The 12,594-nt window shown below is 39.8% G+C and carries 10 protein-coding genes, 1 pseudogene and 1 riboswitch; all 11 genes and pseudogenes read left to right on the top strand.

The genetic code is table 11. From position 1 onward, the window contains the following. Complete coding sequence (secF, locus tag ABGU93_RS01230) at nucleotides 1–894, top strand: protein translocase subunit SecF (protein WP_347411688.1); 894 nt, start codon at nucleotides 1–3, stop codon at nucleotides 892–894. Between the two features lie 241 nt (nucleotides 895–1,135). Then, entirely contained in the window at nucleotides 1,136–3,124 is a 1,989-nt protein-coding gene (recJ, locus tag ABGU93_RS01225; protein ID WP_347411687.1) for a single-stranded-DNA-specific exonuclease RecJ, read from the top strand. A gap of 15 nt (nucleotides 3,125–3,139) precedes the next feature. Next, nucleotides 3,140–3,658 carry an adenine phosphoribosyltransferase gene (locus tag ABGU93_RS01220; RefSeq protein ID WP_347411686.1) on the top strand — a complete coding sequence of 173 codons (519 nt, stop codon included), beginning with the start codon at nucleotides 3,140–3,142 and terminating at the stop codon, nucleotides 3,656–3,658. Nucleotides 3,659–3,691: 33 nt separating this feature from the next. Then, complete coding sequence (locus ABGU93_RS01215) at nucleotides 3,692–5,863, top strand: bifunctional (p)ppGpp synthetase/guanosine-3',5'-bis(diphosphate) 3'-pyrophosphohydrolase (RefSeq protein WP_347411685.1); 2,172 nt, start codon at nucleotides 3,692–3,694, stop codon at nucleotides 5,861–5,863. Between the two features lie 9 nt (nucleotides 5,864–5,872). Then, nucleotides 5,873–6,325, top strand: coding sequence for a D-aminoacyl-tRNA deacylase (gene dtd, locus ABGU93_RS01210; protein WP_347411684.1), 453 nt, complete (start codon nucleotides 5,873–5,875; stop codon nucleotides 6,323–6,325). Between the two features lie 19 nt (nucleotides 6,326–6,344). Continuing rightward, nucleotides 6,345–6,974: an MBL fold metallo-hydrolase gene (locus ABGU93_RS01205; protein WP_347411683.1), complete on the top strand. Its 630-nt coding sequence runs from the start codon at nucleotides 6,345–6,347 to the stop codon at nucleotides 6,972–6,974. 10 nt (nucleotides 6,975–6,984) lie between these two features. Continuing rightward, nucleotides 6,985–8,442 carry a coproporphyrinogen dehydrogenase HemZ gene (gene hemZ, locus ABGU93_RS01200; protein WP_347411682.1) on the top strand — a complete coding sequence of 486 codons (1,458 nt, stop codon included), beginning with the start codon at nucleotides 6,985–6,987 and terminating at the stop codon, nucleotides 8,440–8,442. Between the two features lie 94 nt (nucleotides 8,443–8,536). Beyond that, nucleotides 8,537–8,631, top strand: a riboswitch (cyclic di-GMP riboswitch). Nucleotides 8,632–8,719: 88 nt separating this feature from the next. After that, nucleotides 8,720–9,676: a polyphosphate polymerase domain-containing protein gene (locus ABGU93_RS01195; RefSeq protein WP_347411681.1), complete on the top strand. Its 957-nt coding sequence runs from the start codon at nucleotides 8,720–8,722 to the stop codon at nucleotides 9,674–9,676. 11 nt (nucleotides 9,677–9,687) lie between these two features. Beyond that, nucleotides 9,688–10,365 carry a DUF4956 domain-containing protein gene (locus tag ABGU93_RS01190; RefSeq protein WP_347411680.1) on the top strand — a complete coding sequence of 226 codons (678 nt, stop codon included), beginning with the start codon at nucleotides 9,688–9,690 and terminating at the stop codon, nucleotides 10,363–10,365. Nucleotides 10,366–10,375: 10 nt separating this feature from the next. Continuing rightward, the gene (locus ABGU93_RS01185; RefSeq protein ID WP_347411679.1) at nucleotides 10,376–11,854 is read left to right on the top strand and encodes a CotH kinase family protein; all 1,479 of its coding nucleotides are present in this window, start codon (nucleotides 10,376–10,378) and stop codon (nucleotides 11,852–11,854) included. 170 nt (nucleotides 11,855–12,024) lie between these two features. After that, nucleotides 12,025–12,594: pseudogene (locus ABGU93_RS01180) on the top strand (hypothetical protein); the annotation flags it as partial.

Below are 12,594 nucleotides of genomic sequence, written 5' to 3'. Positions count from 1 at the left end.
ATGAAAAAGAACATTCAAGTAGTAGAAAAAAGTAAAATATGGTTTGCCGTCTCATTGATCCTTATTGCCATCAGTATCGGCTCTTTATTTATCAATGGCCTGAATTTCGGCATCGACTTTATTGGCGGAACCATCGTAACCATTGAACTAAACTCACCCTTCGAAACCAGTGATGCCAAGGCGTTGATTGAAGAGTATGATTCCAGTGCTGACGTAACCTATGCTGGGGAAGCTAAAACGCAGGTGATTATTTCCACTAAAAAAGATTTATCGACTGAAGAGCGACAGGCGTTATTCGCTAAGTTTCAGGAAAAATACAATTTAGAAGACACAGACCTTTTATCGATTGACACGGTTAGTCCGTCAATCGGTGCGGAAATGGCCAACAGTGCGATGATTGCCGCAGTTGTGGCGGTCCTGCTGATGCTGGTGTACATTACCTTCCGTTTTGAATTCATGTTTGGATTGGCGGCTATTATTGCCTTAGTCCACGACCTTATTATTGTATTGGGTGTTTATTCGATCTTCCAGATTCAAGTCAATTCACCACTGATTGCAGCTTTGTTGACGATATTAGGTTATTCCATCAATGATACCATCGTTGTCTTTGATCGAATCCGGGAAAATCGTCCTAAGTTCGGTAAATATGATTTTGCCAGTTTAGTCGATACCAGTGTAACTCAAACACTGCGACGAAGTATTAACACATCCTTTACTACCTTGTTGGCGATTGGAGCCTTATATGCCTTTGGGGTACCAGCGGTACAGGATTTTGCCCTGCCGTTAATGGTCGGGATTGTCAGTGGAACCTATTCATCGATCTTTATTGCCAGTACGCTTTGGTGTAAAATCAAAGAATTTCAGGCCAGTAAAAGAGCGGCGGTTAAAAACTAATTAAAAAAACGAGTACAAGCTACAAAACGTTTGGCGTCAAGGAGGTAACTCCCTGACGCTTTCGTTTTAGGTTGTCATAATTATAAGATCATATAGTTTTACTAATTGATTCAATCTTGAGGTGAATATGTCAGTTACAACAAAATGGATATTAAGGAAAAACAAAAACAATCAATTAAATGCATCAGAATTTGAGCGTCTAAAAAACCAGATGATCCATGATCTCAACTTGGGGACACGGATGGCTGAAATACTGATCAATCGGGGCATGACCTCAGTTGAGGAAACCCGTCGTTACCTCAATCCCACCCTGGATGATCTTCATGATCCCTTTCTCTTTGATGATATGGAAAAAGTTGTGAAACGGATCGCCAAGGCCAAAGAGCGTAATGAAAAAATCTGCCTCTATGGTGACTACGACGCCGACGGTACAACCGGGGTATCGATCCTGTTCAGTTTTCTAAAAAGTAATGGCTTTAATGTTACCTACTTTATCCCCAATCGCTTAATCACTGGCTATGGACTTCACCTGGATCCCTTGCAGGACTTAATTGATGCGGGGGTAGGACTATTGATAACCGTCGATAACGGAATTTCGGCTAATGACCAGATCGGTTTTTGTAATCAGCACAATCTCGATGTTATTGTCACAGATCATCACGAGTGTCACGGGACGTTACCAGCAGCATTCGGAATTATCAACCCCAAGGTACCCGGTTCAAGCTATCCCTTTAAAGAATTATGTGGTGCTGGGGTGGCGTTTAAACTGGTTCAAGCACTTAGTGCCCGTTTGGAGTTAGCCTTTGATATCCAAAACGCCGTGGAATGCGTAGCTTTGGCGACAGTAGCCGATCTTGTGCCCTTACAGAATGAGAATCGCAGTCTGGTTTCGATGGGACTGGATTATCTTAACGCTAAACCTAAAAATCCCGGGATTCAGGCTTTAATTGAAGTCAGTGAACTGACTCAGATAAAGGCATGGCATTTTGGATTTGTGTTGGGTCCTAAGATTAACGCTGCCGGACGCTTAGGCGAGGCCAATCACATTGTGGACTTGTTAACCGGAACCGATTCAGTGAAGCTGATGGAATTGGCCCAATTCTTAAGTGATGAGAATCGCAAGCGTCAGGATCTGGAGTCATCCATTTTGGAAGCTGCGCTTGCGCAGGTCGAAACCCGGTCGCTAAATAAGGATGATATCATTATCGTGGTTGGGGAAAAATGGCACTCTGGTGTGATTGGAATTGTGGCCAGCCGGATTCAGGAGAAATACTACAATCCGGTGATTGTCATCAGTGTTGAGGATGGCATCGGGAAAGCATCCTGTCGCAGTGTCGAAGGGTTTAATATTTTTGAGGCGTTGCAATCCTGCGGCGAGTATTTCAGCAGTTTCGGTGGTCACGATCAGGCTGCCGGTTTTAGTATCAAAGCTGAGAACATTAACCCAATGATTGAAAAAATCAAAGAATATGGTGAATCCGTCGGAATTAAAAAACATTTAATCAATAAAATTCCCTATGATGCGATTATCGAAGAACAAGAAATTACCTGGGAGCTATTAAGTGATTGTTCTCATTTTGAACCCTGCGGTCTTGGTAATCCCGGGGTACAGTTTGTCATCAATAAACCGGAGATTGTTTCAATGGGCACCATGGGCAAGGAAAGCAACCATTTGCGTCTTAGCTTGAGAAACGACATCCGAGGAGTCGGTTTTGGCTTTGGCGACTTTTATCATTTCCAACCGGATTTGGGGGTCAATGGTTTCCAGGGAGTTGAGATACTATGTCGTCTGGATGTCAATGAATACCGGGGCAATAAATCCCTACAATTGCAAATAAAAGATATTAGAGTGAATCCCATCTGGGATTCTGAAACAGCAATGTTGTTAGTAAAATCGATTGTCCGATCAGAAAATCCCAAAAGTGAAGTTGATATGACAGCCTATGACGTTAATCCCGGAGACTTGCGTTTGCTGCGAGAGACCGTTAAACGAGTTTATCTTTTGCTGAAAAAAGCAGAGGGAAGTGGGGTATCCATCCAGACTAAAAAAAATGCTGAATTGTCTCCGTTTCATTTGCTGATGGCATGCGAAATATTAAGAGAAGCCGGGTTAATTGCCTATGGACTTAAGGATGGGTTGGTTTTTTCCAAAATAATAGAAACAAGGGAAAAAAAGGATATTCAAAACACGAAACTAATGATAAAATTAGAAAAAATGATTAGTGATTGATAAGGGAGATTTAAAATGGATCTAAAAGAAAATATTGGCATTTACGAAGATTTTCCAAAAGAAGGTATTAGTTTTAAGGATATTAACAGCCTGATTTTAAACCCCAAAGCTTTTCAGCATGTCATTGACGAAATGGCAAAGGTTGCAAAAGCACTTGATGCAAATATCATCGTGATTCCGGAAGCCAGAGGTTACATCTTTGGCACACCGCTGGCTTATTTAATTGGAGCTGGTCTGGTACCGGTACGAAAGCCAGGTAAATTACCCGGTGAAGTTTCATCAGAAGCTTATGACCTCGAATATGGATCAAATATTGTTGAAATTCAAAAAAATGCCATCAAACCGGGCGACCGGGTTATTATTGTGGATGATTTATTGGCCACCGGGGGAACCATGATGGCTGCCACCAAACTGATTGAAAATTTGGGTGGGGAAATATCAGGAATTATCACTCTGATTGAACTAACAGAATTAGGTGGCCGAGATCTCCTTAAAAACTATTTTGTACACTCGATTGTGACCTACCCCTACTAAAAAGCACTCATTAATTAAAAAGGCAGAAACGATATGGATAATGACGCAGTAAAAGGAAAAATTGACAATGTAATAAACCTGGTAAAAGCAAACAATCCAGACGCAGAAACGGATATGATCTATAAGGCCTATGACCTGGCCAGGGAAGCTCATAAAGATCAGAAACGTCTGTCTGGAGAGGACTATGTAATTCATCCAGTTTCTGTTGCTTACATTTTGGCTGAAATGCAAATGGATACAGAAACAATTGTTGCTGCCATTTTACATGATGTTATTGAAGATACAATCTATTCCTATGATTATATTAAAGAAGAATTCAATCAGGATATCGCGGATCTGGTGGAAGGGGTCACAAAAATCGGACGGATTGGGTTTCAATCCAAAGAAGAAAGTCAGGCCGAAAACCTTCGTAAAATGATCCTGGCGATGTCTAAAGATATTCGGGTTATCTTAATCAAGCTGGTTGACCGGCTTCATAATATGCGGACTCTGGAATACATGCGGGAAGCAAAGCAGGTTGAAAAAGCCAAAGAAACGCTGGATATCTATGCGCCACTGGCTAATCGCCTGGGGATTTCCACCATCAAGTGGGAACTGGAAGATCTGGCCCTTAAATATCTGGATCCCGAGGGATATTATGATTTAGTACAGAAAATTAAAATTAAAAAAAGTGCTAGGGAAGCCTATATTGCCGACGTGATTGAGATCTTATCAAAAGAAATTGAAAAGGTCGGCACGCATGCTGAGATCTATGGCCGATCGAAACATTTTTACAGTATCTACCGAAAAATGAAGAGTCAGAACCGAAGCTTTGACGAAATTTACGATCTCATCGCAGTTCGGGTTATTGTCGATTCATTAAAAGACTGTTATGGTGTTCTGGGAGTAGTTCATTCCCAGTGGACGCCTATTCCCGGCCGGTTTAAAGATTATATTGCCATGCCTAAACCCAACCTCTATCAGTCCATTCATACGACGGTTATGGGACCAAAAGGCGAGCCGTTTGAAATCCAGATTCGAACCAGAGAAATGCATGAAACCGCTGAATATGGGATTGCTGCGCACTGGAAGTATAAAGAAGGGCGAATGGATGCCAAGGACAATAAATATGAAGTTCAGATGTCCTGGCTGCGCCAAATGCTTGAACTACAGCGCGATTCGGAGGATGCCGGGGAACTGGTGGAAACCATCAAGGTGGATCTTCTTAACGAAGAGGTCTACGTCTTTTCACCCAAAGGCGCGGTGGTTCCGCTGCCAGCCGGATCATGTCCCCTGGATTTTGCCTACCGGATTCATAGTGATATTGGAAACAGTTGCGTTGGTGCCCGGGTAAACAATAAAATTGTTCCGCTGAACAGTCCCTTGAAAAGTGGCGATATTGTCGAAGTCATGACTTCCAAAAATTCCAATGGTCCCAGCCGGGACTGGCTGACCTTTGTCAAAAGTCCCCATGCCCGAAATAAGATCAAGCAATACTTTAAAAAAGAAGAAAAAGACGAGAATATCCAAAAAGGGCGAAGTATTCTGGAGCGGGAAATCAAGCGTGAAGGTTTGCAACACTCCAATTTATTGAACTTGAACAATCTTGAGCTTTTAGCAGAAAAGTGCAGTTACAAAAGTCTCAATGATTTTTATGCGGCCATTGGCTATAACGGCATAAAAATTGGTACTGTTTTTCAGAAAATGAAGCTGCTGTTTCCCAAGGAATTTCCTGAAGAAGTTGAAGAAGTTGTTCTCAAAAAACCAACCAAGGATTCCAAGAAGACCAGCAGCACCGTCATTGTTGCTGGACATAACGAGATTGATGTCCATTTTGCCAAATGCTGTAACCCGGTCCCCGGGGATAAAATAGTTGGGTACATTACCAAAGGGCGGGGGATTTCTGTTCATCGGGCCGATTGTTCCAATGTTTTAAATCTAACGGATCCCAACCGGATTGTGGAAGTGGAATGGAATAAATTCAGTACCGGTTCATTTACGGCAGAAATACACATTAAAGCCCGGGAATCCCCGGGAACAATTATTCAGATTTCAAAGACCTTTCTGGACATGGGCATTCCCGTGACAGCCCTGAATGCAAAAAATGAAAAAAATGAATATGATTTCTTTGCGGCTACCCTTGAGGTTAAAAGCCGTCGGGAACTGAATTTACTGATAAAAAATTTGAATAAAATAAAAGAAATCACCCAGATTTACCGAGTATAAGGAGAAGTTATGCGGGCAGTGATACAGCGGGTGTCATCTTCGGAAGTGCGGATCAACAACGAGTCGGTGGGAAAAATTGCTCATGGTCTCAACGTCCTGCTGGGGATTAAGGATGACGATACCGAAACAGATATGGATTATATTATTAATAAACTGGTTAACTTGAGAATATTTGAAGATGCCGATGGTAAAATGAACCGCTCTATTTTAGACGTGGAAGGGGAACTATTGCTAGTTTCTCAATTTACCCTTTATGGTGATTGTCGAAAAGGGAGACGGCCAGGCTTTACGCGAAGTGGGCCGGTGGACCAGGCAGAAAAAAAATACACTATTTTTATTGAAAAACTAAAAAGTCAACCGATAAAAAAAATTGAGACCGGTGTTTTTCAAGCTGAAATGGAAGTTATAATCGTCAACGACGGTCCGGTTACCTTGTTATTAGATAGTGAAAAGAATTTTTAGATAGATAAGGAAAGAACAGATGGAAGTAATAAAAAAATCCCTGGGACAGATGGGCACAAACTGTTATCTGATTTGGGATGAAAAAACACTGGAAGCGGCTGTCATCGATCCCGGGTTTGAAGACCAGCGGATTAACGATATCATTAATGAAAATAAACTGAAGGTTAAATATATTTTACTGACCCACGGCCATTTTGACCATCTCGGCGGCGTTAATCAGCTCAAACAATTAACTGGTGCCAAAGTTTTCATTCATGAAAATGATGCTGATTGTCTTCTTGACCCGAGACGTAACCTATCGGTTCTGGCAGGCATGTCAATGGTATTGGAACCAGCCGATGAGTTTTTAAAAGAAAATGAAACCATTGCCTTAGGTGAAGTTGTTATCCGGGTAATCCATACACCAGGCCACTCAAAGGGAGGTATCTGTCTTTTGGCGGAAGATCAGCTTTTTGCCGGTGATACACTGTTTAACACCTCCATCGGCCGAACTGACTTTGCTGATGGTGACTTAAACGAATTATTGAATGGGATTGAATCGAAATTGTTTATCCTGGATGATGCAACCACTGTATTGCCGGGCCATGGTGAGAATACGACGATTGGATATGAAAAAATGAATAATCCTTTTTTAAAGGGACGTTTCTAGGAGAGAGCCAATGAGAGTACTGCGTTTTGATTTAGAACGACCAGAGTTGGAGTATTATTTTCACGAATTATATCAGGCCTTCGACCCAGGTGTAAAAAACATCTTGTCAGGAGCAGCCGCAGGTGTATTATCACAAAAGAGTTTGGAAAATCAAGTCTTTCTCACCCTGGCTTGGGAAAATGGAAAAACACTATCCCGGGCCTATCAATTCAATAACAGTGAAGAACCCCTTGAAAATAGTATTTATAAGGGGTTTCTTTATGATTTTTTATGTGAGTACTTTGATAAACAGCTGGAATGGGGAACATTAACCGGAATCAAACCGGTGAAAATGGTGCAAAAGTATGTCAGACTGGGCTGGAGTCCAACCCAAATCAGAGACAGATTCAGAAACTACTATCGGGTCAGCAGCGACCGCACCGACCTATTGATGCGGATTGCAAGAAAACAGGCAGGTTTTATTCCGGACGAACTCGATTACGGGGCACAGCACCTGATCAGCTTGTATGTGGGGATTCCCCTCTGCCCTTCCAAATGTGACTATTGCTCCTTTGTTTCTACCATTGTAGATAGAAAGGGTGAAAATTTACAGCAGTACTTTGATCATTTACTTGTTGAAATCGAGAAAACTGGAGAAATACTGAGAACTTGTGATTTGCAAATTGATACCTTGTATATCGGCGGTGGAACACCGACTGTATTAAGTGCCAGTCAGTTAGATATCCTGATGTCAGCACTGGAAGAATGTTTTGATTTATCCCATCTCAGGGAATATACCCTGGAAGCAGGGCGACCGGAAACCATTGACCGGGAAAAGCTGGAAATCGCAAAAGCTCATGGCGTAGAACGGATTTGTCTGAATCCTCAGTCCATGAACCCGCAAACGCTATTAAGTGTCGGAAGACCCTGGGAAGCGGGGTTGATTGAAAAACAGGTGGCATTAATTAAATCATTCGGGTTTAAAACCTTGAATATGGATCTGATTGTCGGATTGGGAAATGAAACCCCGGATGATTTCTTACGATCACTGGAGACTGTGATTGCACTTGAACCTCAAAACATAACCATTCATAATTTATCGATTAAAAAGGGTTCCCGAATTAAAGATCAAAACGGGATTGTCGTAAAAGAGGGATATGGTGAAGACTTTTATCAGGCAGTAAAAACCCGACTGAGTAATAAAGGATTTGAACCTTATTATCTGTATCGTTTGAAATATACTAGAGATAACAGTGAGAATATTGGCTATGCCAAGCCGGGACACGAAGGCATTTACAATATTCTGATGATGGCTGAATGCCAGTCTACCATCGGCATCGGGGCCGGAGCGACTGGTAACCTCTACGATCCAGTCACAGATAATATTACCAAGGTATTTACTGTTAAGGATGTAAAGACGTATAATGAACGGTTTGAGGAAATTTTGGAGAAAAAGTGTTGTTTTTATCAAAAGTACTTTCACAGTTAAAAAGAAAAATATTCACTTTAGAAGATTAAAATACATTGACTTTATATAAAAAAGTTTGATATACTACTAATAGTTTCTTAAGACAGTTAAATAGAAGTGACAAGGGCAAATTCAATGAAAGTTGGGGACGCAAAGCATAGAATCTAAGGTTTGCAGAATTTAGTAAACTATGATAGTCAAGCTACCATTAATTTTGGTAGCTTTTTTGTATGTAAGGCATTTTGCTGAGTAAATTATATAAAGAATTTTAGTGGTCCTATAAATAAGGAGATGTTCTATGATGGAAGAGAAAAAAGCTAACCCAAGACAAATAAATGAATATACTCACTTCTATAGGATTGATCATTCCTTAATACTGAATTACTGTGGAGAAAAAAAGATTTTTGTAAAGAAGTATTCTGAAAAAAAAACATTTCGTAGGCATTCGGAAACGAATGATAAGTCATCGAGTACTTTTCCAGAACTAGAAAAATTAACAAACAGAAAACATTTAAATATTCCTCAAAATAAAATCATTCAGATCAATAATAGTAGGAATGTCAATGAGGTAATGCGTCAGGAACGAAAATTTTTATTGAATATGAATGATTTCTACAAACATAGTGATTATCTTGAAAAGATTCTTAGCCAGGATAGTCACAATGGTTCAACTGGTTATTTGATCCGATCGCTATATTTTGATACGCTAGATGATCGTGATTTCCATGAAAAAGAGAACGGAATTGAAATACGGCGCAAGATACGTCTCCGTAATTACGATCCTAACAGCGAGTTTGCGATGTTAGAAATAAAACAAAAGCAGGGATCGAATCAGTTGAAACGATCGCTTAAAGTGAATAGGGAAGATGCAATTGAATTGATAAACGGTGATTATCGATCTTTACTCCGTTATGCAGAACCTTTTGCGGCAGAATGCTATGGTATCATGAGTATGCATTGTTATCGTCCGAAAACAATTGTTCAATATAACAGAAAAGCATTTATTGCCAAGGAAAACAAAATAAGAGTTACTTTGGACAGTAACATTACGGCAACAGAGAGTTGTTATGATATCTTTTCAAATGAACTTGTTCTAAATCCCGTCCTTGATCAGTTTAATTTTGTATTGGAAGTGAAGTACAATGGTTTTCTTTTAAGCTATATACGTGAATTAATCAATGAAACGAACGGCAGTGAGATCTCAGTGAGCAAGTATTGCCTCGCACGAAGTATTGGCTGCAACTACAATTTTTAAGGGGTGTTTTTATGAAGGATTTGATCAGTCAGCTTTCAGAACAGACAAATGTATTGAGTTTTGAAGAGATTGTTATTCGAATTACAATTTCTGTTGTTATTGGTTTTGTGATTTTTACCTCGTACTGGATCTCTCATTCAGGGACGATATATAGTAAGAAGTTCAATACGTCTCTAGTATCACTGACGGTTTTAACTGCAACAGTCATGACTGTTATTGGAAATAACATCGCCCTTTCTCTTGGTATGGTAGGAGCTTTGTCAATTGTGCGTTTCAGAACAGCGATCAAAGATTCAAGAGATACGGTCTATATTTTCTGGACAATTATTGGTGGGATTTGCTGCGGAGTTGGAAATTACCTGGTTGTTGCTATCGGTAGTATTGCGGTTTTTATTATTTTATTAGTTTTAGGTAGAATAAAAAATGATAATCGAGTTCTTTTGATTATCAGAGCATCGCGTACTAGTGAAAGAAAGATTCAGGCAACGGTATTTGAATATTATAGCAAAAAAGCAGTGCAGCGCGTTCAGAATACAACAGAGAACAGTGTGGAATTAATCTATGAATTATCCAGAAAAATGGTTGAACGTAGCAATAAAAACGAGAAAAGCATTATGGATGTACTTTATGAAATAGGCAGTATTGAATATGTCAATCTTGTTGCGCAAAATGATGAGATAAGCAGTTAGCGAGGCTTTTGTGAAACCCAAAATTCAATATGCAGTTGTGACTGTAATGATGTTTTTAATTTGTATTGTTGCTGCATTACTACCAACAGACAAAACAGCAAAAAGAATTCATCAGCATCTTGAGAACCAAACAGAAAGCGCAATTTACGCGGAAGACAAAACGGGATCGCATTTGCCGATTATTTCAATTGAGACTGGAGGCCAAAGAATTCCGGGAGAACCAGTTTTAGATAATGTAGGTAATGCTATTAGTTTTTTGCCTGGTGTGAACGGCGAAGAGATGGTGAAGGTTAATATCAGTATTATGGATAAAGAAGCGGAATACAATGATACGACAGATGATGCAGTCTTTGCTACGGATGCTTTGATTAGGTTGCGTGGAAATTCATCGAGAAATTTTGATAAAAAAAGCTATCTAATTCGGTTCGTTGACAAAACAGGAGACGAAGCGGACTATGCCGTGATGGGCATGTATCAACATGATGAATGGGCTCTTTATGGTCCGTTTTTAGACAAAACATTGATCCGAAATTATATGTGGATGAATATTTCGGCTGAAATTATGGGATATGCACCTAATGTAAGGTTTTGTGAGTGTTATATCGACGGTGAATTCAAAGGTTTGTATCTGATGATGGAAACGATTGGTCGCTCAGAGGGACGTGTTGATATTAACGAATATGAACCAGGAGATGCTGAATCTAGTTACATTGTCAAACTTGATAAACTTTCCAATGATGAAAAATCGCTGGAAAATTTTACTTATTATACCCTGAATACAGAGTATAATACTGAGTTATCGATAATCTATCCAGCTAAAAGGGACCTTTCAGACGATCTCGTCAATTACGTAGAATCAGATATTAGTCAATTTGAAAAAGTCCTGTATTCGTATGATTTCAAAGACCCGGAAAAAGGGTATCGGGCATATATTAATGTGGATTCATTTGTCGATTACTACGTGCTTCAGGAGTTTCTGAGTAACAATGATATGTGTTCACGGTCAACATATTTATATAAGGATGTTCGTGGGAAGTTAGCGATGGGACCGGTTTGGGATTATAATAATGTTTGTAATAATTATATTAATCTGGAATTCGATGGGAGTGGTATGAATTTTATCGACAGGACCTGGTATACGATGCTTTTGAAGGATGAGTACTTTGTTGAGAAAGTCATTGAAAGGTACAAACAGTTAAGAAAGTCGTATCTGAGTGAGGATTATCTTTTAAACTACATCGATGAAACTACTGCGTACCTTGGGGATGAAATTGACCGCAATTATTCTGTGTGGGGATACTCGTTTCAGCGTGAACATCAACTGCCAGGCATAAGCAGAAGACCAATAGAATTAAATCCAACCAGTTATGATGAAGCTATAGATCAATTAAGATACTATATTGTTAAACGAGGCGATTGGATGGATAGAAATATTGAAACACTCTATCAGTATTGTCACGAATCTAAAATAAAACAGTTTGTTGATTAAAAGTGGGCTGGGAGGTGAATTAAATAAAAAAATTTCTGATTATTAGTGCAATCGTGATTTGTTCGCTGCTGGGATATTGGTATACAAACCTGTACTTTGGTTTTTTTATAGATATTTACCCTGATGCAGAGATTAAAAGCAATGTAAAAACAGATCATGATAATATACTAATGGATACAGGTCATGGTTATGAAATATTTACGGTCAAAGGCGTCACTTTAGACAGTTCATTACCCGGACACTATGCGACAAATTATCAAGCGGATGAAGATACTTATTTACGGTGGTTTGATAAAATTGCGGCAATGGGTGCAAATACTATTCGCTTGAACCAGATTATGGACGATGACTTTTACAATGCTTTCTATGAGTTTAATACCAGTCGACAAGAACCGCTTTATCTTATTCAAAGTATATGGGTGGAAGATCATGCCCAGAACTCGACTTATGATGCCTATGCAAATGGTTTTTTTAATGTGCTTAAAGAGAATTGTCGAACTGCAGTTGACGTGATACATGGGAAAAGAGCAGTTTCTCTCGGGAGAGTTGGTGGGAGTGGGACCTATCGTAAGGATGTCTCAAAATGGACTCTAGGTTATATCGTTGGAACCTCCTGGAACCCTAATGTGATTGCTTATACCAATCATTCTCATGAAAATGGAGGTATCTTTTCTGGAAAATACATCTATACAACGGAGGAATCGAGCCCATTTGAGAATATGCTGGCGGAGGTCATGGAT

Origin of the sequence: Acetobacterium sp. (assembly GCF_039830195.1) — a bacterium.
In the GTDB taxonomy this organism is placed as follows: Bacteria; Bacillota; Clostridia; order Eubacteriales; family Eubacteriaceae; genus Acetobacterium.
Note: the sequence above shows the minus strand (reverse complement) of the source record. Positions and strands in the feature narration are given on the sequence as shown.

What these genes read in the sequence shown, in the direction of transcription:
- secF (WP_347411688.1), top strand. Translation starts at nt 1, where the DNA reads ATGAAAAAGAACATTCAAGTAGTAGAAAAAAGTAAAATATGGTTTGCC.
- recJ (WP_347411687.1), top strand. Translation starts at nt 1,136, where the DNA reads ATGGCTGAAATACTGATCAATCGGGGCATGACCTCAGTTGAGGAAACC.
- ABGU93_RS01220 (WP_347411686.1), top strand. Translation starts at nt 3,140, where the DNA reads ATGGATCTAAAAGAAAATATTGGCATTTACGAAGATTTTCCAAAAGAA.
- ABGU93_RS01215 (WP_347411685.1), top strand. Translation starts at nt 3,692, where the DNA reads ATGGATAATGACGCAGTAAAAGGAAAAATTGACAATGTAATAAACCTG.
- dtd (WP_347411684.1), top strand. Translation starts at nt 5,873, where the DNA reads ATGCGGGCAGTGATACAGCGGGTGTCATCTTCGGAAGTGCGGATCAAC.
- ABGU93_RS01205 (WP_347411683.1), top strand. Translation starts at nt 6,345, where the DNA reads ATGGAAGTAATAAAAAAATCCCTGGGACAGATGGGCACAAACTGTTAT.
- hemZ (WP_347411682.1), top strand. Translation starts at nt 6,985, where the DNA reads ATGAGAGTACTGCGTTTTGATTTAGAACGACCAGAGTTGGAGTATTAT.
- ABGU93_RS01195 (WP_347411681.1), top strand. Translation starts at nt 8,720, where the DNA reads ATGATGGAAGAGAAAAAAGCTAACCCAAGACAAATAAATGAATATACT.
- ABGU93_RS01190 (WP_347411680.1), top strand. Translation starts at nt 9,688, where the DNA reads ATGAAGGATTTGATCAGTCAGCTTTCAGAACAGACAAATGTATTGAGT.